Genomic DNA, 23,223 nt, shown 5'->3' with positions numbered 1-23,223 from the left:
CAGTAGCTCACACGTTCAAGAGAGGGAAATCGGCAACGATGAGCATCACCATTGCGGGGTTCGAGACCAGGCCGATCGGCGTGGCTGACGGGGTCGAGCTGAACGCGGCGGTCGGCGGAGACGGGCCGGCCCTCGTACTGCTCCACGGCTTTCCTGAGACCCACCTGATGTGGCGGCATGTCGCTCCCATCCTGGCCCAGCATCACACCGTGGTCTGCCCCGACCTTCGCGGCTACGGCGCCAGCAGCAAGCCGGCAGCGGTAGGCGAGGACACCTACTCGAAGCGGACGATGGCCGCGGACATCATCCACCTGGCCGACGCACTCGGGCTCGACCAATTCGCGCTCGTGGGGCACGACCGCGGCGCACACGTTGCCTTCCGGGCCGGCCTGGATCACCCGAACCGGATCAGCCACCTGGGAATCCTGGACATCGTTCCCACCCTGGACACCTGGAACGTCCTCAACGGGGTCAACGCGGCCGTCGCCTTCCACCTGTACCTGATGGCCCAGCCGCCCGGTCTGGCCGAGCAGATGATCGCCAACAGCGCCGACGCATTCTTCGGCCACTTCCTCGACGCCTGGTCCATGAGCTCCCACGCGATCCCGGCGGACGTGCGCGCCGAGTACCTTCGCGCATGCCGGGACGCAGTTCCGTCGATCGTCGCCGACTACCGCGCCACAGCCACCATTGATATCGAACACGACCAAGCCGACCTCGACGCCGGCAACCAGCTCACCATGCCGGTGACCGTCGTCCAGCAGGACTGGGGCCAGCAGTTGGGGTTCGACGCCACTGCGACCTGGCGCCCGTGGGCCGCTGACCTTGAGCACTTCACCACCCAGGCGGGCCACTTCATGGCCGAGGAAGCTCCGGAGGACATCGCCACACTGATCCTTAACCTGGTGAAGCGGTGATCTCCGTGGCTGGCCGGTGTCGACCGAACTCACCAGAGGTCTCATCGAGATCTGGCGACGGAACGACAAGTGGCCCGCCCAACGGATCACCGGCGGGCTGATCCGAGGAACGACACCGAACAGTTCTCCGGACTCTGCCAGCTCTACTTGCGACACATCGTCGAGAGGCCGGTCGGCGGGGCTTGGAACGCCCCCGCCGACCGGGGCGGATGCTACCGACCTTCGTTGACCGCGCGCCGGTCTCCGGCTCCATGCCGCCGCCGTCAACGTCCACACCAGCGAGTGACACACAGGAGTGACCATGCAGTCTCGTGCCAATGCCAATGCCAATGCCAATGCCAATGCCGATACCCGCGACGAGGTCAGCACAGCCCTACTGGCTGAGCTGCGGTCCAGAATCCCTGCGGGCCGTGTGCTCACCAACGGACCGGAGTATGCAAAAGCAGTGGCGTTGTTCAACGCAGCGGTCGATGTCCGTCCTTCTGTCGTCGTGCGGTGCGCGACCACCGCTGACGTGCAGGCTGGGATACGCGCGTCTCGCAACCACGGGGTGCCGTTGTCGGTGCGCGGCGGGGGTCACGACTTCTGGGGGCGGGCGTTCCGTCCCGGTGGACTGGTTCTCGATCTGACCGATATGCGGGGAGTCCGGGTCGACATCGGCCGCCGTGTCGCGACGGTGGGTGGCGGGGCGCTCTCGTCCGACGTCGTATCCGCCGCCGAGAGGGCGGGCCTGACCGCCGTCACCGGAACGGCTGGCGCCGTCGGCATGGTCGGTCTCACGCTCGGCGGCGGATACGGCCCCCTGATCGGGCAGTTCGGGCTCGCAGCAGACAACCTGCTCGGCGCCGAAGTAGTCCTGGCCGACGGTTCACGAGTGAACACCGACGCCGAACATCATCCGGACCTCTTCTGGGCGTTGCGCGGCGGCGGCGGCAACTTCGGTGTCGTGACGTCGGCGCGGATCCGTCTGCACCCCGTGCCGACAGTGGTGTCGGGAACCATCTTGTACCCGATTGCCCAGAGCGCCGACATTCTCGCCAACCTCGGTGGGATCCTTCAGGACTGCCCGGATGAGCTGACGGTGGACGTGGGGTTCCTTCCCGGCCCGGACGGGAAGCCGACGGTGTACGTCGCGCCGACCTGGTCAGGGGACATCGAGGTGGGAAACGCGGAGAACGGGCCGGTGCGTGCCCTGGCCAGACTCGGTACACCCGTGCTGGCCGACGTTGGACCTGTCGCCCGTTCCTCGGCACTGGCAGCGACGGACGCCATGTTCCCACCCGGGCGGATGGGCGCTATTCGCACGCGCACCGTCCAGACCATTTCCGGCTCCATCGCGACCGTCCTGGACCGGGCTGCCCGGGAGTTCACCTCACCGTTCTCCGCGATCGTGTGGCACCAGTTCCATGGTGCCGCCGCCCGTCTGCCCCTCGGCTCGACGGCTTTCGGCCGACGCGAACCGCACCTGATGGTCGAGCTGATCTCCTTGTGGGAGGACCGCGAAAGCCAGGACAACGCAGGAGGTGGCGAAGGTAGGTCCCCGCACCTGCGCTGGCTGGAACAGCTGCACGCGGCGCTTGAGCCGTTCTCGTTGCCGGGCGGCTACGTGAACTTCCTGGGGCCGGAGACTCCCGACCAGGTTGCGGAGTCCTACGGGCCGAACACCGAACGGCTGCTCGCCGTGAAGTCTGCGGTCGACCCGGACTCCGTCTTCGCCGCCACGCCGCTCCCCAGCGGGACTGCCGGCGCCGGTTCCAGGCCTGCGTGAAGCGTGGAACCGGCGCAGCCGGGGGTGCTGGCGCCCCCTCCGGAGAAGGGCATCGGGTCGTCGGACAGTTCTCCGCGCAACGCGACAGGGCGGGTACTTCGTTCATGAGCAACAAGGCCGGCCTCGTACGTGGCGCTACGCTCGAGCTCCGCCGACAGGTCGCCGCCCGTCTGCGATGCACTGCGCACAGTTACGCACCGCGGTCCAACCGTAGCCCGCTCGGCGCGACCGACCCCGCCGGAAGGACAGCCGCTCCGAAGAGTCAAGACTGCCTACGGGGTGTCACCGTCCGCCCCGGACCCGGTACGCGAGTTCGCGGCACGGGAGAAGGAGGCGGGTGTGCCGCATTTGGTCCTGCTCCCCGGACGCGGCGCTGAGAACAAGGCGACGCCGCACTCAGGCTGGATATGCGCTCGTCCGACGAGCAGTGCGGGGCTCGGCACTGGGCGTCTCGTGAAGGCCGTCGAACCTCAACCGGAATTCGGCTGGGACATCCTCCGGCCTCCGCTGGTCGCCGGAGACTCCATGTGGAAAGCGTTGACCGTGTGGTGCGGACGATTAGCGACGCCATTCATGCCGGCCGGAGAACCTGATACAGACGACTCGCTTTGCCAAAGACAGAGGCATCACATGCCCTGCCCCGGCCTGCTGTTCATCGCGGACAAGAGCCCCTCCAAGGAGTCCGAGGCCCCTCTGCCCTTGCGCGGAGCGGCGTTGCTGCGGCCGCCGTCCAAACGGGAGCAGCGCCGCGAGAGCCCCTGACCGGCCACGTAACCCCGCGACGGGATCCCCCCATCCCGACCCGACACCACACCCCAGAATGAAAAGGCTTGAGACAATGAGTACCGAACAGAATCTGATCACCACCTCCATCACCGCCGACTTCCTGCGCGGGCACCTCGACGTGGAAGAAACTGCCCATGGCCTGCTGCCGCACCGGCTGCCTGCCTGGGCGCGCCGCCAGATCCCCGACGACCGGCTGGCCGTGGCCGAGGCCCAGCCCTCCGGCGTCCGGCTGGCCTTCCGTACCAGCGCCACCACCATCCGCCTGGACACCCTGCCCACCAAACGCGTCTACCGGGGTTTCCCGCCCCCGCCGGACGGCGTCTACGACCTCTTGGTCGACGGCCGCCTCACCGCCCAGACCACCGTGGACGGCGGGAACCTGCGCACCATCACCGATATGCAGACCCAGACCGCGGAATTCACCCCGGGCCCCGCCGGTACCGCCCACTTCACCGACCTGCCCGCCGGCGAGAAGGACATCGAGATCTGGCTCCCGCACGCGGAGATCACCGAGGTCGTCGCCCTACGTACCAACGCCCCCGTCGAGCCGACCCCGGACAAGGGGCGCCGGGTGTGGCTGCACCACGGCAGCTCCATCAGCCACGGATCCAACGCCGTCTTCCCCAGCACCATCTGGCCTGCCCTGGCCGCCTTCGCAGGCGATGTGGAGCTGATAAACCTCGGATTCGGCGGCAGCGCCCTGGTCGACCCGTTCACTGCCCGCGCGATGCGCGACACCCCGGCCGACCTGATCAGCGTCAAGCTCGGCATCAACGTCGTCAACGGCGACGCCATGCGCCTGCGCACTTTCGCCCCCGCCATCCACGGCTTCCTCGACACCATCCGCGAGGGCCACCCCACCACCCCGTTGCTCCTGGTCTCCCCTGTCCTGTGTCCGACTCACGAGAACACGCCCGGACCTCTCATGCCGGACCTCTCCGACGGCACCCTGAAGTTCAAGGCCACCGGCGACCCGGCCGAGACCGGCGCCGGACGGCTCACGCTCACGATCGTCCGCGACGTCCTGGCCGACATCGTCGAGCAACGGTCCGTCGAGGACCCCAACCTCCACTACCTCGACGGGCTCGATCTCTACGGCGAGAGCGACCACGACGAGTTCCCCCTGCCGGACGCGATCCACCCCAGCCCCGAAGGGCACCGCCGCATCGGCGAGAACTTCGTCAAGCTCGTCTTCGCAAACAACGGCCCCTTCGCCCTCTGAACGAGCGGCAGCGGCGGCTGGCTTTGGCTACCGAGGCCCGACCGATCGGGCCCGGCGGCGTACGGGCGGTGGCGCGGATCGCGCATGTCAGCGGCACCGCCCGTGCGGCGTGGAGTGTCGGAGCTGGAAGCGGGGGCGGGCCGCTGCCGGAGGGTCGAACGCGTGCACCGCGCGGAGGCCGCAAGCGGGCCGGAGCCATCGATCGGGACCTGCTCAAACCTCTGTAGAGCCTGGTCGAGCCGGATGAACGCGGTGACCCGATGTCGCTGCTGCGTTGGACCACGAAGTCGCTGCGGAACCTGGCCGGGGAGCTGACCCGGCAGGGGCACTCAGCGCGCCCCGGCGGCCCGTACCGGTTCCCGGACCGCGAGGTGAAGGGGGTACGTAGGCGAAGTAGTAGTAGGCCTTCTCATCGGGCTTGCTGATGCTGCGCCGGGCCAGCGCCGACCGCATCCGGTGGGGGAGCTCGCCCTGCTGGTCGAACTCGGCGGCGGCCGGCAGCCGCACCGCTGCTCAGTGGTAGGCACGGGCCCCTTCGCGCCGCTTTCGGGCTTCGTCTGGGGCTTGCGCGGACAGGCTCTCGTTCCGTGAACAACCCGCCGTGAACTGTGACTTGGGGACAGCTAGGGTGCGTGTCGAGTCGTGATCTAGTGGTGCAGCAGCCAACGCCAGCGGGGTTGTTCGAGCACGACCGACGTCGCGGCCAGCGCTGTCGCGACAACTGCCGCCCACGTGGGCCATGCGAACCACGGTGCCACGGCTGCGGCGGTCACTTCGAGGAGCACGAGCAGGAGCATCGCCGCACCGGGAATCGCCACCGGCGGGTCGAACGGGCGGTCGCCGGGTGTCCCGAAGACCGCCGGCAGTCCGATCAGCAGGACCAACGCGGCGATCGCGACTGCCCAGCCGACTTGGTGCAACGCCCACGAGGTGGCCATCCAGCCGATCAGTTCGGTCAGGAACCGCAGCCCGGAGGCGGCGTTGGTGCGGTTCGGGGAGTCGGCGGCCTGGGTCATGATCCCTCCCCGGCATGGAGCGGCGCGGTGCCGGGCCCGCCGACGGCGGCCTCGGCCTGCATGCCGCTGATGAGCGAGTCGACGACGAACCGGTAGCTCTCGGCGTTGTCGCGCTCCATCCGGAAGGCATCGTTTTCGAGGCCGACGAAGCCGTGGATCACGGTGCGCAGGGCTCGGACCGCGTCGATGACGCGTTCATCTGTCAGCCCGAAGCCGGCGACCGCGTCGACCAGGATCTGCACCGCTTCGTAGGCCACGGCCTGGTATTCCTCGTCTTCGGGGCGCGGGGCGCGGACGCTGGCGGCATACCGGCCGGGGTGGTCGAGAGCCCACTTCCGGTACGTCTCGGCGATCGCGCGGACCGCGTCCGGACCGGACCGGCCGACGGCGGCCCGAGTCAGGACGGCGCCGATGTCACGGACGGCTTGGAGGCCGACGCCCCGCTGGAGGGCGTCCAGCGAATCGACGTGCTTGTACAGCGACGGTGTCCGCACGCCGACCCGCTCGGCCAGCAGGCCCATGGTCAGGCCGGCGAAGCCGACCTCGTCGGCGAGTTCCGACGCGGCCGCGATGACCGTGGCCCGGTCGAGTCCGGCCCTAGGCACGGGCCGTCTCCAGGAACGAGCGCACCAGACCGACCACCGCCGAAGGGAATTGGACCTGCGGGTAGTGGCCCGCCCCCGGGAGCATCTCGAGCCGGCCGACGCCCTCCGGCAGCGCGGCCACGATGGCCTCGCCCTCGGCCTTCGGGTCACCCCAGTCGGGGTCGAGGGTGCCCATGACGACCAGGACCGGGCAGTGCACGTTGCAGAGTTGGGCACCGGCGTCGGCGGCGCTGTTCATCTGCTTCCGCAGGGCCTTCATCCGGCCCGGCTCGTGCAGCATCGCGTCGGTGCGCTCAAGACTCGCGGCCCAGTCCGCCGGGCGCGGCTCCGGGGTCGCGATCTCCAGGTACTTCCGCCATCGCTTGTGGCTGCCGAGCATCGCGACGGCCAAGATCGCCGTCGCGGCCTTGCGGTAGCGGGACACGCCCAGGGCGCTCAGCGAGTACTCCACCTTGCGGGTGAACGGCGCCAGTTCGACGACGGCGCTCACGATCGCCGGCGCCTTGGCAGCGGCGATCGTCGCGGCACCGCCGGAGATGGAGTGGCCGACCAGCGCCGCGGGACCGCCGAGGTGCTCGATCAGTGCGATCAGGTCGGCGGCGATGTCGGTGCGGGTGTAGGACGGCCACGTCGCGGTCGACTCGCCGCTGCCTCGCAGGTCCACGGCCGCGACCCGATAACCGGCGGCCACCAGCTCCGGGACCATGAACCGATAGGCGTCGCGGCTCTGGCCGATCCCGTGCGCAAGCACGATCAGCGGCCCGGAGCCGGTCACCTCGTAGGCGAGGGTGCCGCCTTCCACGTTCAGTAGCTCAGTCATGTCGATTTCCTTAGCTAATTTAGATAGCCAAAAAGCTATGTCGATTAGCCACAGCGGTCAAGGTCAGTGCGTGAGGATCCATGGCAAGCCCGGTGAGAAGCCGTTGTCCTACCGGATGTGATCACCGAGTTTCCGCTGTTCAGGCATGGCTCCGGGGTCGTCGCGGGAGGGTTCGGGTGATCAGTTCGTCCTCGACTATGCGGAGCAGCCGGTGGCGTCGGTGGTGGGATTGTTGGAGGGGCGGGGGCTGCTGCCCGGGTGCGGGTGGAGGCATCAGTTGGAGGCGGACAGGTTCCTGCCCCAACTCGCCGCGGCCGAAGGGATATTGGAGTGAGGATGATCGCTCGGGTGGAGACGGCCAAGGCTCTGGCCGCCCCACGGTGATGCGGCGGATGCGGCGGATGCGGCCGCGCAGGAGGCGCAGGAGCCGATGCCCGGCGCCCAAAGTGGTGGAGGTCCCGGTCGCGGGGTCGATCGTGGCGCACTTCGGGGAGATCTTGTGGAATCGGCCCGCAGGTGGGGCAGCATGACGCGGGGCGGTCTGGCGGTCGGTGACGTTCGCGGCACACACCGGCACCATCAGCAGCAGGCCCAGGCAGTCCGTGATGACATGCCGACGCCTGCCGTTGATCTTGCCGCCGTCATAGCCGCGCGCGGCGGTGGGCGCCGAGGCGGCGTCGGCTGGACAGCATGGCCGGTGTCGCCCCGACTCCCCGGGACTCGGGCAGCGTCACCGGCAACCTGCAGCGGCCGCGGCGTTACCACCGCGGCCTCCAGCGCGTTCTCCACACCTCCGCACTGATCGGCATTCGCAACTGCGATGCTTCCGGGAGCTTCTACGAACGCAAGCGCGCCGAGGCAAGCGGCATGTCCAAGCGGTCCTGGCGCTGGCCCGTCGGCGAGTGAACGTCCGGTGGGCCCTGATCCGTGACGGGTGGTGCTATCAAGGCGGACTCCCGGTCACAAGGACGGCTTGACAACGTCATTGGGAGGTGGCTTCAAGAGGGGTATCCGGCGATCCGGGCCCGGGCGAGCGAGGAGGGAGCCGAGCTGGCCTGGGCTGATCAGTGCGGTCTACGGCCGACACCGCCCCGTCGGGACGCGGTCCTGGGCCCCGGTGGGGCAGACCCCGCTGGTGCGGGTGAACGGCCGCCGCTTCAGGGGCAACGTCATGTCGGCCGTCGCCTCTCGAGGGGTGCTGTGGTTCACCGTCTTCCGCGGCGAGTTCACCTCACAGGTGTTCTGCGCGTTCCTCGACCGCCTCGCCCGGCACGCCGGCCATAAGGTTCACGTGATCGCCGACCGGCACCGGTCCACCGCAGCAAAGCCGTCCCGGCCTGGCTTGCCGAAAGCGCCGAGCGCGTCGAACTGCACCCGATGCCCGGATACAGCCCCGAACCGAATCCCGACGAGCTGTTGAACGCTGATCTAAAGCACCACGCCCACGCAGCCCGAGCCACCTCACCCGACGGTCTCGCGCACGACACCCGCCGCTTCCTGCGCCGACGCCAGAAACAGCCCCACATCGTCTGAAGCTACTTCGCCGCCCGCCACGTTCGCTGCACGATCCAGTAGGAAACCCGACAGTTCCGGCTCAATAAGAACGCAGCGATCGGTCCGCTCCATCAAATCCTCCTCATTCTCAGAGCTGGGTTTCGCCGCCGTCCACGGCCAGCTCGATGCCCGTGGTGTAGGTGGCATCGAAAGCGAGGAATGCGGCAGCCTTGGCGAACTCCTCGACGGTGCCGTAACGCCCCATGGGATTGCTTGCGATCCGCTCCTCCCTGAACTCGGATATGGCCTCTTTGGGTAAATTCATCGTTTCCAGAATTCCCGAGTCGATGGGGCCCGGGCTGATCGCGTTGACGCGAATCCCTCGTGGGAGCAGCTCGCGGGAGAAAGTGCGGGCCATCGAGCGCAGTGCCGCCTTGCCGGCCGCGTAGACGCTCATGTCCACCTTGCCGATGACGTTCGCGATCGAGGTGGTGAGGACGACGCCGGCGTTCGTGCTCAGCAACGGGGCAAGCCTCTGCAGAGTGAAGAAGGCGCCCTTGACGTTGATCGCGAAGAGCTCATCATACATTTCCTCGGTCGTCGACCTGAGTGGTGTGAGGGGTGAAATGCCGGCGTTGACGAACAGGGCTTCGACCGAACCGAGCTCGGTCTTCACGCGGTCGGCAAGCGTGTCCAGGTCGGACAGTGAGGCCACATCGCCTCGGAAAGTGACGGCATTTGCACCGAGCCGCTTGCCCGCTGCGTCGAGCTTGTCCTGAGAGCGGCCGGTAATTACTACGCGGGCTCCGCCGTGTACTAGAAGTTCCGCGAGCGCGAGTCCCATGCCGCTACTGCCACCCGTGATCACCACATTCTTGTCGCGGTACTGAGTCATGCCGAGTTGCTCCGTTTGATTGTCGAAAGGGTGGTGGTAAAGCCGGATTCTGCTTTTCCTGAGGTGAATCAGCGGCGGATTTCGATCTTCATGTCGCCTGTGGTGATCGTGCGAATGTGGTCACTGGCGAGCAGGCCGTGCGGGTTGCCGAGGTCGATGGCGCTGACCTCATTGAGGCGGGCCAGCTGGGAAGAAGCGAGGTCGACCTGCAGAGCGCCCAGATTGTCCTCCAGCTGCGTGACGGTGCGGGCGCCGATGATCGGCGCCGTCACATTCGGGGAGTGCAGAGCCCAGGCCAGTGCGACCTGGGCGGGTGTGCAGCCTAGGTCCGAGGCCACCTCCCGTACCACATCGGCGATGGCTAGGTTACGGTCGGTTACCCATCCCAGGGCGGCGTTGAGGCTCCTGCGATTGCTGGTGCTTTCCCCGGTGACCGGACCTGCCGGGTTCTGGTCCTCCCGGCTGTATTTACCGGTGAGCACCCCACCTCCCAGCGGTGAGAAGGAGACCACGGCCAGTCCCATCTCGCGTGCCATCGGGATCAGGTCACGCTCCGCGGTACGCTCGATCAGGCTGTACTCGATCTCCAGCGCGACCAGCGGCGACCAGCCGCGCAGATCGGCGATAGCCTGCATGCGCGACACCTGCCAGGCCGGGGCGCTGGAGATCGCCACGTACAGCACCTTGCCCTGCCTCACCAGGTCGTCGAGGCCGCGCAGGATCTCCTCCACCGGCGTCCTGAAGTCCCAGACGTTCAGATAGAGCAGATCGATGTAGTCCGTGTCCAACTGTCGCAGACTGGCTTCTACAGACGTCAACATGCTCTTGCGGTGCGTACCCCCGGAATTGGGGTCGCCGGGCTGGCGCAGCGTCGAGTACTTCGTCGCCAGCACCAGACTCTCGCGGTTACCGCGGGCGAACTCGCCCAGCAACTGCTCGGAGCTGCCGTTGGTGTAAGTACTGGCGGTGTCGAAGAAGTTGCCGCCGAGCTCTGTGTAGCGGTCGAAGAGCTTGCGCGCCTCCTCGCGGTCGGCGCCCCAACCCCATTCCGTGCCGAAAGTTGCCGCACCCAGCGCCAGCGGCGAGACTCGCAGCCCGGAACGGCCCAGCAGCCGGTAGGTGTCGAGAGTAAGTGACATCAGACTTCTCCTAATAGTCGTGGTGCGTGGCGTCGGGGACCGGTGGCAGACATGCGTCCGTGTTTCAGACGCCGAGCCCCTACCCGCCGGCCACGGAGGCGCCCTGACCGCTGACGTAGCCGGCGACGTCCGACGCGTGGAAGGCGACGACCTCCGCGACATCCTGGCTTGATCCGAAGCGCTCGAACGCGACCTTCGTGCGCATGACCTCCCGACCGCTCCGAGGCAATCCCACCTTGTCGAGGAGAGGGGGCTCGGTCGCTCCGGGGCTCACGGCATTGACGCGGATCCTGCGCGGGGCCAGTTCCGGGGCAAGTGAGGGCAGCATCGCCAACAGGACGCCGCGCGTCGCCACCCCCAGCGTGGCGCCGGGGCTACCACGTCGGGCTCCGACCGACAGAGCCGAAACGTTCGGCCACCGTTGCCACGAGATCGTCGGTGCCGGCCAGGACGCGCGCGTCGGATTCGATGCGAGTACGTCGCCGGGAAGCTCGGCCCGTGCTCGCGCGAGGGAGTCGGGGTTCTGCCCGGCGACGGCGACGGCGACGGCGACGCGGTAGCCACGGGCGTGCAGTAGTTCAGCAGTCGCTCTGCCGATTCCGGTCGTACCGCCCGTGATGAGCGCTGCGGGCACGGCGAGCCTTTCGTTTGGCGGACAGGTCGCGACAATCGGGGAGCTCCCCGTTTTCGCTCACTGTACAGTAACGGAGACGTCCCCGATTCGTCCGAGGCATCTCACCCACCACTCTGGATCGCGAAGTTCATGACACCTCCACGAAGCCCCCTGCGCATCGATGCCCAACGCAACCGCCAGCACCTGATCGCCACCGCCACTGAGGCTTTCGCCTCCGGACAGGCGATCTCGCTGGACGCAATCGCCAAACGCGCAGGCGTGGGGAACGCGACCCTGTACCGACATTTCCCCACCCGCGAGGATCTGATCGAAGAGGTCTACCGCGACCAGATCCGCCCGCTGCGCGATGACGCGCTCTTCCTCCTGGAAACCGAGCGGCCCGCACAGGCTCTGCACGCCTGGATGCGACGCTTCGCCGAATGGGCGGGCGAGCGGCGAAGTGTCTGCGATGCTCTAGTCGCCATGAGCGCTTCCGGACGCTTCGGCACCGGACCGGTCTGCGACCAGATTCAGCAAGTCCTGGGGATGATGCTCAAAGCCGGCGCCGAAGCGGGGGAACTGCGCAGCGACATCGATCCGGTCGACGTCGGCAGCATCCTCGCCGGTGTACTTTCCGTGGCTGGCGCTCCCGAGCAGCGCACTCAACTGGACCGCATGCTGAAAGTCGTCATTGACGGGCTCACGTATCGGTCCTGATGGCAGGGCGATTGCAAAGTTCGTTGATCGTGCCTTGGTGCAGGCCGGTTGAGTCCGAGGACGGCCAGTGGTCGCTCGTAGGGGCGGAGGGCTGTCATGCGGAGCCGGACGTTCCAGCGGACCTGCCGCAAGTTGGGCATCCCCCCCCGCCCATGGGCAGAGTTGGATCTTGTTTCGACAATGCCGTGAGCGAGGCGTTCAACAGCGTGCTCAAGGTCGAGTGCGTCCACCGGCACACCTTCCCCACCCGCACCGAGGCCCGGACCAGGATCGCCACCTGGATCACCGACTTCTACGGCACCAGGCGGCTGCACGGCGTATGCGGGTTCAAGAGCCCGATCGACCACGAACGGGACTGCCGAGCCACCCTCACCGAGGGACTGGCCGCATGGATCGTCTCCACGCTGCGAGGGGATTGACACTCCGCGGAGGGGAAGTCTCTGCGTGAAGCGGCTTCGTCAGCTTGGAGGGCTCGCGCCGCGAGTCCAACAAATCGTTCATGCTCGATAGGGAGAGGGCTTTCTCGGCACAGTGCGAACGCCTGCTCGACGGGGCCGCTCGGGTGTGGATCCAGGTGAGTGACTGGCGTCATGAGCCACGGAGCCATGGGGAGATCCTCGAGCGCCCGGTCGAGCGTCTCCCGGTCGGTCGCCTGCCACACCCCGAGGGCTGGGAGCCCGTCCGGGCGGAGCCAGAGACGGCGCAGCAGGCCCGCCGACGCAGCGTTGCCGGCAGCCACTGCCTCCTGCTGCCACTTGTCTGCGAGCTGATCCGGAGCCAGGCCGCTGGTGTCGCCCAGGACGAACTCGACGAAGTGCTCGCGCCAGCCGTCGCGGCGCGGCACTGACCGCAGCGGCGACGCTCGCCGACATCGCGAGGCCGGGGGTGACGCCGAGGTGCTGGCCGGAGGTGAGCAGCGCCGAGGCGATCTCCGGTTGTCGTGGTCCACTCCATAGACCGCGGCCTGGTCCGGGCGATGACGCCGGTCCCGAAGCCGAGGGCGATCACCAGCATCGCCGGTGCCATCCCGGTCCAGTAGTCCGTCCCGGTCGCGATCAGGGAGGACCAGACCGGCGGGCTCGCGCTGTGGCACTGGGTGAGCGTGAACGCGAGAGGAGCGTGACCGCACCCCGTGCCGCCTCTGCCGAGTACCGCTCCCACGGCCCCCGGCCGTCCGGTGTGGCGCTCCGCGTCCACGCCGTGCACTGGCCCGAGAGCCTGTCCGGCGCAGGATGGCGACGAGCCGGTCGACTTGCGCCCGTGACAGAGGAGGCGCGCCCTGGGCCTTGGCGGCTCCCGCCTTCCGGAGGTCCTCGAGTACGACCGGAGAGGCCGGGTGGCGCGGCCATCGTGTTCGCGAGGCGCTCTGATTGTCGGCGGGCTCTACGCTCACGGTCGTGCGTGCCAAGCGTCGAACTGACCGTGGTACATCGCTGCTGTTCTCGGCTGCGTCGGCGGCTGCAGCTGATGAACCCAACAGTTGCCTCCTTCCGACGAGGTCCATCTGCCACAGGTACATCGGCGCCTCACGCTGCCACCGGCGGTACTTGCGCGGATGCTGCTGTTCCTGGGCGCGGACCAGGCCATTGCGGGACAGCACCCGGTGGACCGTGGCCCGCGACGGCGCCGACTCCAACCCGCGGCCGACAGCTCGTGGGAGATCCGGCGGGCACCCCACCGGGGATACCGACGGCGCAGCTCGCAGATCTAGGCCTCAACCTCGGCGGACAGGCGCGTGGGACTGTTCCGCGGCCGGCGGGAGCGATCCAGCAGACCGGGCATGCCCTCCTGCTCGAACCGCCGCCGCCAGCTGTGCAGGGTCTGGCCGGCAGGGCCGCCGACTGCCGGATCGGCTAGGCCGGTACGGCAGCGGCACGAACGGCAGCTCCGATGCGCGGGCAGGGCTCCGCTCTGCCACGGCGACGAGGAGCGCCGAGGCCACAGCCCCCTGGGGGACCGCGGCCTCGGACGGGGGCGGAGAACCGGTCAGGAGATCAGTTCGACCTCCGCGAGCACCGGCTGCGCCGCACCCGCGGCGGGGACCAGCCGGTACTGCCGGTACGTGCCGGGTCGCGCGACCGTGAAGACCCGGGTCTGCCGGTCCCACGCGAACGACTCACCGGACCGCCTGTCCAGATCGGTCCAGGCCGTCCCGTCCCGGGAACCCTGCAGCACCCAGCCGGCCGGGGCCCTGCCGCGGGCCGCTGAGGTGAGCGTGTACTGCACGGCCCGCGTGCCCTCCGCGACCGGCAGGTCCACGGCCGCCTCCAGCGCCGCCTCCGTACCGGAGGTGTCGTCGAAGAGCGCGCCCGTGCCGCTGGTCGCGTCGCGGCGGGGCGAGGGCACCTCGTCGTCCCCGGTGACCGAGACGGGCGCGGCGCCCCTGCCCGTGCCCCAGCGCGACGGCTTCGGCCCCATGGCGAACTCCAGCGTGCCGCCCCGCGCCAGCAGCGCGTGCGGGAGAGCGGTGGAGCGCCAGCGCTTCCCGTTCACCTTCAGGCCCTGGACGTAGATGTTGCGGGCGCTGTTCCGGGGCGCCTTCACCACGAGCTCGCGGCCGTTCTCCAGGTGGACCGTCGCCTTGGTGAAGAGCGGCGAGCCGACCGCGTACTCCCCGCTGCCCATCACCAGCGGATAGAAGCCGAGCGCGGAGAACAGGAACCAGGCCGACTGCTCGCCGTTGTCCTCGTCGCCGTGGTAGCCCTGCCCGATCTCGCTCCCGGTGTAGAGGCGCGACAGGACCTCGCGCACCTTCTCCTGCGTCTTCCACGGCTGCGAGGCCGCGTTGTACATGTAGGTGACGTGGTGGGCGACCTGGTTGGAGTGCCCGTACATGCCCATCCGCACGTCACGGGCCTCGGTCATCTCGTGGATGACGCTGCCGTACGAGCCGACGAACTCCGGTGACGCCGTCTCCGGGGTGGCGAAGTAGGTGTCCAGCTTCTTCCCGAGGGCCGGCCGGCCGCCGTAGAGATTCGCCAGACCGCGGCTGTCCTGCGGCGCGGTGAACGCATAACCCCAGCCGTTGGTCTCGGTGTAGTCGTGGCCCCAGACCCGGGGGTCGTACTCCTCCGACGGAACCCGCCAGTCACCCTTGAGATCGCGCCCCTGGAAGAATCCCGCCTTCTTGTCGAACAGCGTCACGTAGTTCCGGGCCCGGTTCAGGAAGTACGCGGACTCGTCCCTGTAGCGCGCCTTCTTCGTCTTCGCCCAGAGGGCGTCGGCCATCTTCGACAGGCCGTAGTCGTTGAGGTAGCCCTCCAGCGACCACGACAGGCCCTCGTGCGTCTCGGTGGAGGCGTAGCCGAGGAACGGCGAGGTCTCCATGCCCTTGCGTCCCACGCCCCGGTGCGGCGGGGTGACCGTCGCGTTCTTCAGCGCCGCCTCGTAGGCCTTCTCCGCGTCGAAGCCGCGGACCCCCTTCACATAGGCGTCGGCGAAGGCGACGTCGGAGGAGGTGCCGGTCATCAGATCGGCGTAGCCGGGCGAGGACCAGCGGGAGATCCAGCCGCCGTCCCGGTACTGCTGGACGAATCCGTCGACCAGTTCGCCCGCCTTCTCCGGGGTGAGGAAGGAGTAGGCCGGCCAGGTCGTCCGGTAGGTGTCCCAGAAGCCGTTGTTGACGTACACCCGGCCGTCGACGATCTTCGCGCCCGTGTGGGTCGGGGTGTCCGGGCCGGTCTGCGGCGAGAAGGGGCTGGCGTACCTGTCCTTGCCGTCGACCTTCTCGAACCCGGAGTTCGGGTAGAGGTACAGCCGGTAGAGCGAGGAGTAGAGGGTCACGAGCTGGTCGTGGGTGGCGCCCTCGACCTCGACCCGGCCGAGCAGGTCGTCCCAGGCGTCCTGCGCACGGTCCTTGACGCGGCCGAAGGACGCGGACGCGGGGATCTCCTGCGCGAGGTTCCTCCTGGCCTGGTCGACGCTGATCAGCGAGGTGGCGATCCGCAGGGTGACCGTGCGGTCCTCGCCGGCGTCGAACCGGAGGTGGCCCTTGACGCCCTGGGACCCGGACGAGGTGACGGGCGCGTCGAAGACGCCGTACACGAACAGCCGGGTGGCGCCCGTGGACAGTCCGCTCTTCACGTCGGAGTAGCCGGTGAAGGAGCGGGTCTGCGGATCGAGCGTCAGCCCGGCCTGCTCCGTGACGTTGTCGAAGACGACCGACGCGTGGTCGCCGGGGTAGGTGAACCGCATCATCGCCGCGTGGTCCGTGGGGGTGATCTCCGCCTTCAGCCCGTTCTCGAACGTCACGCCGTAGTAGTGCGGGCGGGCGGTCTCCTTCTCGTGGCGGAAGGGCAGGGCGCGGGCGGCACGGCCCGTGTCCGGAGTGCCCTCGGCGACGGACGGCATCAGCTGGAAGGTCTGCCGGTCGCCCATCCACGGGCTCGGCTCATGGCTGGCGCTGAACGCCTGCACCGTGGGCAGGTTGTCGGCGTTGTTGGCGCGCGCGTACTCGTACAGCCAGCTCAGCGAGCCGGCGTTGGTCACCGGCGTCCAGAAGTTGAAGCCGTGCGGGACGGCCGTCGCCGGGAAGGTGTTGCCGCGCGAGAACGAGCCGCTGGAGTTGGTGCCGCGCACGGTCGACGCATAGTCGGACAGGTGGGCGAGCCGCTTCTCCGGCGGCTTCGGGGCGATGCGTACGTCGTCGATCCACCCCTGGAACTTCGCGGGGCCCTTGGGCGCGTCGTACGCCACGAGGATCCGGTCCACGGTCTTGCCCGCGGCCACCGAGCCGATCCGGGACGCGACCTGGTTCCACTGGTTGACGTAGAGCCGCTTCGCCGCGCCCTGGCCCTGCGGCGTCAACAGGCCGCCGTGCGAGTCCACCGCCCGGAGGTCGCTCAGATAGGTGCCGTCGGTGAACGCCAGGTCGACCGCCACGCTGGTGGCCGGGTAGTTGAGGTCGGTCTCGGCCATCGAGGGGAAGATCCGGTACGACAGTTCGGTGTCGCGCCGCACGGCCGTGTCGACGTCGAAGACCCTGTTGTACGAGTAGGCGCGGCCGTCCGGCTTGTGCGTGCCCGCGTACCGCAGGGCGCGCTTGCCGGTGAAGCCGGCGTTGGCCTTCGCCGTCGGGGAACCGGCGGGACCGCGGTCGACGTGGCTGCGCATGTCCTCCGGCACCGGGCTGCCGGTGTCGCCGTCGGAGAACTGCACGTCGGCGAGCTGGACGATGCCCGAGGCCCCGTTGTTGCGGGTGATCTCCAGGCGGTAGTGCGCGTAGGAGCCGGCCTTCCCCGGGTCGATGCCGTACGTCTTCGTCTGGAAGCGCTTCTCGAACGTCTGGCCCTCGCGGGTGTCCAGGACAGTCCAGTCCTCGCCGTTCTCCGAGCCCTTGAGCGTCCAGTCCTTGGGGTCGCGCTCGTCGAAGTCGTTGGCCGAGGTCAGCGCATAGGTGACGACCTTGACGGGGCTGTCCGTGTCGAACTCGACCCAGCCGGTCGGTTCGAACGTGAGCCATTTGGTGGACGGCTGGAGGTCGACCAGGTTCTCCTTGGTCTCACCGGCGCCGGCGTTCTCGCCGCTGGCGCGCAGTTCGACGACCTTGTCGGTGACATTGCCCGGTATGCCCGAGGCGAAGCCGCCGTCGACCCCGTCGGACCGCTTCGCGCCGTCCGGTCTCGTGTCCACGGTGTTGCGCCAGTCGGGCTGGGCCTCGTCCGCCTCGAACGAGCTGGAGAACTCCGACGCGGGGGCCGGGGGACGGGCGGGCAGGGCGACGGCCGCCGACTGCGCCGTCACCACCAGCAGGGAAGCGGCCGCCACCAGGGCGGCCGAGCGGGCGTGGGGGTGCCTGGGGCTGGATCTTGGCCGCATGTCGAAGCCGTTCCTCCCGCCGAAGCGATGGACAACGTTGTCAGGAGCGATGCGCAGGCACTAGTAGGGGGTAAGTGCCGCATGGTGTCAAGGGTGTTGACGGTGCGACGGGTTGGGTTTCGGCCGGTTCGGCGAGTTTCCCGCGGCGGATTCCCCGCGCCCGCCGCTACCGTGTGCGGGAGGTCTCAACTCGGGAAAGACTGCCGCGCAAACTTGCTTTCGATCTTGATCCGTCGGCGGGAAGTGGACTATACCTGTCGGCGTCCGCCTCGCCGGAAGACACGGCGAAGGGCCGGGGGGAACGGGCAGGCGAAGTATCGTCTGCGGCCCGGGCAGAAGTCCGTTCCCACTGCCACGGTATTACCCCTGCACGACCAGCTTCAGCAATTGACCGCGGTGGCGGGGCCCTTCATCCCAGGAAGGCGGGCGACCGGTTCACCGCCTGAGTCCTGGAGAAGGCGAGGACTTGAGCATGGGATCCACCTCCGGCCACTCGAACGGCGGTCTCGGCCGCCGTGACCTGATCAAGCGGTCCGCGGCGCTCGGCCTGGTCACCATTCCCACGATGAGCTTCCTTTCCGCCTGTGCGAGCGGCGACGGCGGAGCCGGCGGCTCCAAGGTCGAGAAGGGGAAGGTCACCAAGGCCAACCCGCTCGGCGTCAACGAGACCGCGGCCCTCGAAGTCGTCATCTTCGACGGGGGTTTCGGACAGCAGTACGCGATCGACGCGGAGAAGAAGTACAACGCGGCCTTCCCCGAGGCCCCCAAGGTCAAGCACAAGGCCACCCAGAAGATCCAGTCCGAGCTCCAGCCCCGCTTCAACGGCGGCACCCCGCCGGACCTCATCGACAACTCCGGCGCCGAGCAGATGGACATGGGCGTCCTCGTCGGCAAGAAGCAGCTCGCCGACCTCACCCCGCTGCTGGACGCGCCCTCCGTCGACGACCCGAACAAGAAGGTCCGGGACACCCTGCGCCCCGGCATCGTCGAGATGGGTCAGTTCGACGGCGCACCCGTGTGGATCCTCTACTACGCCTACACGGTCTACGGCGTCTGGTACTCGCAGACCGCGCTCGACCGGCTCGACGCGCAGTACCCCGAGACCTGGGACGAGATGCTCGCCCTGTGCGAGAAGGCGAAGAAGCAGGGCATCGCGGGCTGGACGTACGCCGGCAAGCACCCCTACTACCTCCCCTTCTCGCTCTACCCGTTCATCGCCAAGATCGGCGGCCGGGAGGTCCTGGACTCCATCGACAACCTGGAGCCGAACGCCTGGAAGCACCCGGCCGTCAAGGCCGCGTTCGAGGCGTACTACGAGCTCTACAAGAAGGGCTACATCCTCAAGGGCACCCCGGGCCTGGACCACATCCAGTCGCAGACCGCCTGGACCAAGGGCAAGGCGCTGTTCATCCCCAACGGTTCCTGGGTGGAGAACGAGGCGGCCAGCACCATGCCGAAGGACTTCGACCTGGCCGTCTCCGCTCCGTCCGGCCTGGACGCCTCGGACAAGATGCCCTTCGGCACCCTCTGGGCCTCCGGCGGCGAGCCGTTCATCGTCCCGGCGAAGGCGAAGAACGTCGAGGGAGGCATGGAGCAGCTGCGCATCATGCTCGGCGAGGAGTCCTCGAAGAACTTCACCAAGCAGGTCAAGTCGCTGACCGCGTTCAACGGCGGAACCGACGGCATCGAGCTGACGCCGGGTCTGAAGTCGGGCGTCGCCGCGCTGGAGAAGGCCGGCGAGAACGTCGTCAACCCGCGTCTGCAGGACTGGTACGTCAAGCTCCAGAAGGAGCAGATCGGCGTGGCCGGTCTGGGCGAGATGATGGCCGGACGGCTCACCCCGGCCGAGGCCATCAGCAGGATCCAGGGCTTCGCCGACAAGGCCGCCCAGGACTCGTCCGTCAAGAAGTACAAGCACCAGTGAGCGGCCTGTGCTCCCGAGGGCGGTGCGCCCCCGGGAGCACACAGCACCAGCGGCGGCACACTCCGGAAGATCGGGGTCGGTAACCATGCAGCACGGCAAGTACCGGTTCATCGTGGGGTTCCTGGCGGCGCCCCTGGCGCTGTACACGCTCTTCGTGCTCTGGCCGTTCGTCCAGTCCATCTACTACTCGTTCACGGACTGGACCGGTCTGAGCCCGGACTTTTCCATGGTCGGCTTCGACAACTACGCACGGCTGTGGGACGACGACGTCTTCTGGAAGTCGCTCCGGCACAGCCTGCTGTTCGCGCTGCTGCTGCCGGTGGTGACGATCGGCCTCGCCCTGTTCTTCGCCTTCATGATCAACGTCGGCGGACGGCACCGGAGGGGCGCTGCGGTCTCCGGGGTGCGGGGGTCGTCGTTCTACAAGATCGCCTACTTCTTCCCGCAGGTGCTGTCGATCGCGATCGTCGCCCTGCTCTTCCAGTTCGCGTACAACCCGGAGAGCGGAGCGATCAATTCCGCGCTCAAGGCGATCGGGCTCGGCGACGTCCAGCCGCTCTGGCTCGGTGACCCGGACCTCGCCCTGTGGTGTGTGATGGCGGTCCTCGTCTGGTCCACGGTCGGTTTCTTCGTCGTCCTCTTCTCCGCGGGCATGGCGTCGATCCCGAAGGACTTCTACGAGGCGGCGCTGCTGGACGGTGCGAGCAGGATCACCACCTTCTTCCGGATCACGCTGCCGCTGCTGTGGGACACCATCCAGTCGGGCTGGGTCTACATGGGCATCCTCGCGCTCGGCGCCGAGTCCTTCGCGGTGGTGCAGATCATGACGACGGGGCCCGGCGGTCCCGACTACTCGACCACGGTGATGGTGCTGTACGTGTACCAGTCGGCGTTCCGCGACGGTGCGGCGGCCTACGCGACCACGATCGGCGTCGCCCTGCTGGTCGTCACGCTGGCCTTCGCGGCCGTCGTGATGAAGCTGGGCCGGCGCGAGCGCCTGGAGTACTGAGATGAAGACGACCGAGACCTCTCCCGCCGGCACCGCGGAGCACCTGCCGCACGTGGTGAAGACCGATCTGCCCGGCGCGAAAAGACCGAGGACGGGGAAGCGCGGCGACGGCAGGGTCCTCAACGTCTTCTCGCACGGCATGCTGGTCCTCTGGGCCTTCATGGTCGTCATGCCGCTGCTGTGGGCGGTGATGACGTCCTTCAAGGACGACAACGCGATCTTCAGCTCGCCGTGGTCGCTGCCGGATCGGCTCCACTTCGAGAACTGGTCCCGCGCCTGGGGCCAGGCGCACATGAGCGACTACTTCCTGAACACCGTCCTGGTGGTCGCCGGCTCCCTCGCGGGCACGCTTCTGCTGGGCTCGATGGCGGCGTACGTCCTCGCCCGGTTCGACTTCCCGGGCAACCGCTTCATCTACTTCCTGTTCATCGGGGGAATGAGCTTCCCGATCATGCTCGCGCTGGTCCCGCTGTTCTACGTCATGAACAACATTCAGCTCCTGAACACGATCCACGGCCTGATCCTGGTCTACATCGCCTACTCGCTGCCGTTCACCGTGTTCTTCCTGACCGCTTTCTTCCGTACGCTGCCGACCTCGGTGGCGGAGGCGGCGCTGATCGACGGGGCCTCGCACACCCGGACGTTCTTCCAGGTCATGCTGCCGATGGCCAAGCCCGGTCTGATCAGCGTCGGGATCTTCAACTTCCTGGGCCAGTGGAACCAGTACATGCTGCCGACGGTGCTGAACACCGAGCAGGAGAACAAGGTGCTGTCCCAGGGCCTGGTGCAGCTGGCCGTCAGCCAGGGGTACAAGGGGGACTGGTCGGGCCTGTTCGCGGGCCTGGTGATGGCGATGCTGCCGGTGCTGGCCGCGTACGTCGTCTTCCAGCGCCAGGTCGTCGCGGGCCTCACGGCGGGTGCCCTGAAGTAGCGCCCGCCCCGCCGCCGCGTCCCCCGCTCGGCGCCCGCCCCGCTCCCGTACCGCCCCGCCCCGCTCCGCTCCCGTACCGCCCCGCCCCGCCCCGCTCCCGTACCGCCCCGCCCCGCCCCGCTCCCGTACCGCTCCGCCACCGCCCCCGTACCGCCCGCCGGCAGCCACCGGCGGGCGGTACTCGTGCGTTGCGGGTGTGGACCGGGCTTTCGCTCAGGTCTTGACGGGGAGCGGCTCGAAAGGCTCCCCTTAGAGTTCACATGTTGGAGTGAAGAGCAGGAGTGTGTGAGTCGATGGAGACTCCGGGGTCGCAGACATCTCTGCATCGGGCCAATCTCGAGCGGGTCGTACGTGCCGTGCGGCTGGCCGGGTCGCTCACCCAGGCCGAGATCGCCAGGAGCACGGGCCTGTCCGCCGCGACCGTCTCCAACATCGTCCGCGAGCTGAAGGACGGCGGGACCGTCGAGGTCACCCCCACCTCCGCGGGCGGCCGCCGGGCCCGCAGCGTCTCGCTCAGCGGGGACGCCGGCATAGTCGTCGGCGTCGACTTCGGCCATACGCACCTGCGCGTCGCCATCGGCAACCTGGCCCACCAGGTCCTCGCCGAGGAGTCCGAGCCGCTCGACGTGGACGCCTCCTCCGCCGAGGGTTTCGACCGTGCGGAACAGCTGGTCAAACGGCTTGTCGCGGCCACCGGGATCGGCCAGGACAAGATCGTCGGTGTGGGTCTGGGCGTGCCCGGGCCGATCGACGTGGAGACCGGCACGCTGGGCTCCACCGCGATCCTGCCGGGCTGGAGCGGCATCAATCCCAGCGAGGAGCTCTCCGGCCGGCTGGGCGTGCCCGTGTACGTCGACAACGACGCCAACCTCGGCGCCCTGGGCGAACTGGTCTGGGGCAGCGGCCGCGGGGTCAGGGACCTGGCCTACATCAAGGTCGCCAGCGGTGTCGGCGCCGGACTCGTCATAGAGGGCCAGATCTACCGGGGCCCCGGCGGTACCGCGGGGGAGATCGGGCACATCACACTGGACGAGTCGGGACCCGTCTGCCGCTGCGGCAACCGGGGCTGCCTCGAGACCTTCGCGGCGGCCCGCTACGTGCTGCCGCTGCTCCGGCCGAGCCACGGCCCGGACCTGACCATGGAACGGGTCGTGCAGCTGGCGCGGGAGGGCGATCCGGGCTGCCGCCGGGTCGTCGCCGACGTCGGCCGGCACATCGGAAGCGGCGTGGCCAACCTGTGCAACCTGCTGAACCCCAGCAGGGTGGTCCTCGGAGGCGGTCTGGCGGAGGCCGGGGAGCTGGTCCTCGCGCCGATCCGCGAGTCCGTCTCCCGGTACGCCATCCCCAGCGCCGCCCGCCGGCTCTCCGTCCTTCCCGGGGCACTGGGAAGCCGCGCCGAGGTGCTGGGGGCGCTGGCCCTCGTACTCAGCGAAATGGGTGATTCGACACTTCTGGACAGCTCGGTACCGGCCGGGACGCCTGCCTTCACTTAGATAACGAATGGCACCGTTGTCATCTCGTTAAGGATTTACTCCTTGACGCTGGCGTTG

Annotated in this window: 18 protein-coding genes and 5 pseudogenes; 13 read left to right on the top strand and 10 right to left on the bottom strand. The window is 68.4% G+C overall.

The window, feature by feature from the left end; translation table 11 throughout:
- Positions 1-38 precede the first annotated feature (38 nt).
- The 5 genes and pseudogenes from QMZ92_RS24915 to QMZ92_RS24895 all read left to right on the top strand — a co-directional run.
- Positions 39-917: an alpha/beta fold hydrolase gene (locus tag QMZ92_RS24915; RefSeq protein WP_283299698.1), complete on the top strand. Its 879-nt coding sequence runs from the start codon at positions 39-41 to the stop codon at positions 915-917.
- 301 nt (positions 918-1,218) lie between these two features.
- Positions 1,219-2,685: an FAD-binding oxidoreductase gene (locus QMZ92_RS24910; protein WP_283299697.1), complete on the top strand. Its 1,467-nt coding sequence runs from the start codon at positions 1,219-1,221 to the stop codon at positions 2,683-2,685.
- A 630-nt stretch (positions 2,686-3,315) separates the two neighbouring features.
- Entirely contained in the window at positions 3,316-3,447 is a 132-nt protein-coding gene (locus QMZ92_RS24905) for a hypothetical protein (protein ID WP_283299696.1), read from the top strand.
- 76 nt (positions 3,448-3,523) lie between these two features.
- Positions 3,524-4,693: a GDSL-type esterase/lipase family protein gene (locus QMZ92_RS24900; RefSeq protein WP_283299695.1), complete on the top strand. Its 1,170-nt coding sequence runs from the start codon at positions 3,524-3,526 to the stop codon at positions 4,691-4,693.
- A pseudogene (locus QMZ92_RS24895) lies at positions 4,690-5,022 on the top strand (ISAzo13-like element transposase-related protein); the annotation flags it as partial. The gene QMZ92_RS24900 and the pseudogene QMZ92_RS24895, both read left to right, overlap by 4 nt.
- 318 nt (positions 5,023-5,340) lie before the next feature.
- On the opposite strand, the gene QMZ92_RS24890 reads toward QMZ92_RS24895, so the two are convergent.
- From QMZ92_RS24890 to QMZ92_RS24880, 3 genes are read right to left on the bottom strand one after another with little or no spacing between them, the layout of a single operon-like run.
- Positions 5,341-5,709: a hypothetical protein gene (locus QMZ92_RS24890; RefSeq protein WP_283299694.1), complete on the bottom strand. Its 369-nt coding sequence runs from the start codon at positions 5,707-5,709 to the stop codon at positions 5,341-5,343.
- Positions 5,706-6,314 carry a TetR/AcrR family transcriptional regulator gene (locus QMZ92_RS24885; protein WP_283299693.1) on the bottom strand — a complete coding sequence of 203 codons (609 nt, stop codon included), beginning with the start codon at positions 6,312-6,314 and terminating at the stop codon, positions 5,706-5,708. The genes QMZ92_RS24890 and QMZ92_RS24885 overlap by 4 nt, the downstream gene beginning before the upstream one ends.
- Positions 6,307-7,134 (bottom strand): alpha/beta fold hydrolase, encoded by an 828-nt coding sequence (locus QMZ92_RS24880; protein ID WP_283299692.1) that lies wholly within the window; start codon positions 7,132-7,134, stop codon positions 6,307-6,309. Before QMZ92_RS24880 ends, QMZ92_RS24885 begins: the two co-directional genes overlap by 8 nt.
- A 678-nt stretch (positions 7,135-7,812) precedes the next feature.
- Here QMZ92_RS24880 and QMZ92_RS24870 point away from each other — a divergent pair.
- A pseudogene (locus QMZ92_RS24870) lies at positions 7,813-8,111 on the top strand (transposase); the annotation flags it as partial.
- Positions 8,069-8,667: pseudogene (locus QMZ92_RS36485) on the top strand (transposase). The pseudogenes QMZ92_RS24870 and QMZ92_RS36485, both read left to right, overlap by 43 nt.
- On the opposite strand, the gene QMZ92_RS24865 reads toward QMZ92_RS36485, so the two are convergent.
- The 4 genes from QMZ92_RS24865 to QMZ92_RS24850 all read right to left on the bottom strand — a co-directional run bounded on the left by QMZ92_RS24865 (position 8,596) and on the right by QMZ92_RS24850 (position 11,296).
- Positions 8,596-8,760: a hypothetical protein gene (locus tag QMZ92_RS24865; RefSeq protein ID WP_283299691.1), complete on the bottom strand. Its 165-nt coding sequence runs from the start codon at positions 8,758-8,760 to the stop codon at positions 8,596-8,598. The pseudogene QMZ92_RS36485 and the gene QMZ92_RS24865 overlap by 72 nt on opposite strands.
- 16 nt (positions 8,761-8,776) lie before the next feature.
- Positions 8,777-9,523, bottom strand: a complete 747-nt coding sequence (locus tag QMZ92_RS24860) for an SDR family oxidoreductase (protein WP_283299690.1) — start codon at positions 9,521-9,523, stop codon at positions 8,777-8,779.
- Positions 9,524-9,591: 68 nt separating this feature from the next.
- Positions 9,592-10,662, bottom strand: coding sequence for an aldo/keto reductase (locus tag QMZ92_RS24855; RefSeq protein WP_283299689.1), 1,071 nt, complete (start codon positions 10,660-10,662; stop codon positions 9,592-9,594).
- 79 nt (positions 10,663-10,741) lie between these two features.
- Positions 10,742-11,296: an SDR family oxidoreductase gene (locus tag QMZ92_RS24850; RefSeq protein ID WP_283299688.1), complete on the bottom strand. Its 555-nt coding sequence runs from the start codon at positions 11,294-11,296 to the stop codon at positions 10,742-10,744.
- A 129-nt stretch (positions 11,297-11,425) separates the two neighbouring features.
- Between QMZ92_RS24850 and QMZ92_RS24845 the strand changes: the two genes are divergently transcribed.
- Both QMZ92_RS24845 and QMZ92_RS36100 read left to right on the top strand, forming a co-directional pair.
- Complete coding sequence (locus tag QMZ92_RS24845; RefSeq protein ID WP_283299687.1) at positions 11,426-11,992, top strand: TetR/AcrR family transcriptional regulator; 567 nt, start codon at positions 11,426-11,428, stop codon at positions 11,990-11,992.
- Positions 11,992-12,330 (top strand): annotated as a pseudogene (locus tag QMZ92_RS36100) (integrase core domain-containing protein); the annotation flags it as partial. The gene QMZ92_RS24845 and the pseudogene QMZ92_RS36100, both read left to right, overlap by 1 nt.
- Here QMZ92_RS36100 and QMZ92_RS36480 read toward each other — a convergent pair.
- The 3 genes and pseudogenes from QMZ92_RS36480 to QMZ92_RS24825 all read right to left on the bottom strand — a co-directional run bounded on the left by QMZ92_RS36480 (position 12,285) and on the right by QMZ92_RS24825 (position 17,809).
- Positions 12,285-13,496, bottom strand: coding sequence for a muconolactone Delta-isomerase family protein (locus QMZ92_RS36480; RefSeq protein ID WP_502962129.1), 1,212 nt, complete (start codon positions 13,494-13,496; stop codon positions 12,285-12,287). The pseudogene QMZ92_RS36100 and the gene QMZ92_RS36480 overlap by 46 nt on opposite strands.
- Positions 13,482-13,828: pseudogene (locus QMZ92_RS24830) on the bottom strand (helix-turn-helix domain-containing protein); the annotation flags it as partial. The gene QMZ92_RS36480 and the pseudogene QMZ92_RS24830, both read right to left, overlap by 15 nt.
- A gap of 150 nt (positions 13,829-13,978) precedes the next feature.
- On the bottom strand, positions 13,979-17,809 hold the full coding sequence (locus QMZ92_RS24825; RefSeq protein WP_283299684.1) for a GH92 family glycosyl hydrolase: 3,831 nt from the start codon (positions 17,807-17,809) through the stop codon (positions 13,979-13,981).
- Positions 17,810-18,281: 472 nt separating this feature from the next.
- Between QMZ92_RS24825 and ngcE the strand changes: the two genes are divergently transcribed.
- The 4 genes from ngcE (at position 18,282) to QMZ92_RS24805 (ending at position 23,166) form a co-directional block, all read left to right on the top strand.
- Positions 18,282-19,733, top strand: a complete 1,452-nt coding sequence (gene ngcE / locus QMZ92_RS24820) for an N-acetylglucosamine/diacetylchitobiose ABC transporter substrate-binding protein (protein ID WP_283299683.1) — start codon at positions 18,282-18,284, stop codon at positions 19,731-19,733.
- 85 nt (positions 19,734-19,818) lie between these two features.
- On the top strand, positions 19,819-20,742 hold the full coding sequence (locus QMZ92_RS24815) for a carbohydrate ABC transporter permease (RefSeq protein ID WP_283299682.1): 924 nt from the start codon (positions 19,819-19,821) through the stop codon (positions 20,740-20,742).
- Position 20,743: 1 nt separating this feature from the next.
- Positions 20,744-21,673 carry a carbohydrate ABC transporter permease gene (locus QMZ92_RS24810; RefSeq protein WP_283299681.1) on the top strand — a complete coding sequence of 310 codons (930 nt, stop codon included), beginning with the start codon at positions 20,744-20,746 and terminating at the stop codon, positions 21,671-21,673.
- 293 nt (positions 21,674-21,966) lie between these two features.
- Positions 21,967-23,166 (top strand): ROK family transcriptional regulator, encoded by a 1,200-nt coding sequence (locus QMZ92_RS24805; protein WP_283299680.1) that lies wholly within the window; start codon positions 21,967-21,969, stop codon positions 23,164-23,166.
- Positions 23,167-23,223 lie beyond the last annotated feature (57 nt).

The organism is Streptomyces sp. HNM0645, from assembly GCF_030056615.1.
Taxonomy (GTDB): domain Bacteria; phylum Actinomycetota; class Actinomycetes; order Streptomycetales; family Streptomycetaceae; genus Streptomyces; species Streptomyces marianii.
Note: the sequence above shows the minus strand (reverse complement) of the source record. Positions and strands in the feature narration are given on the sequence as shown.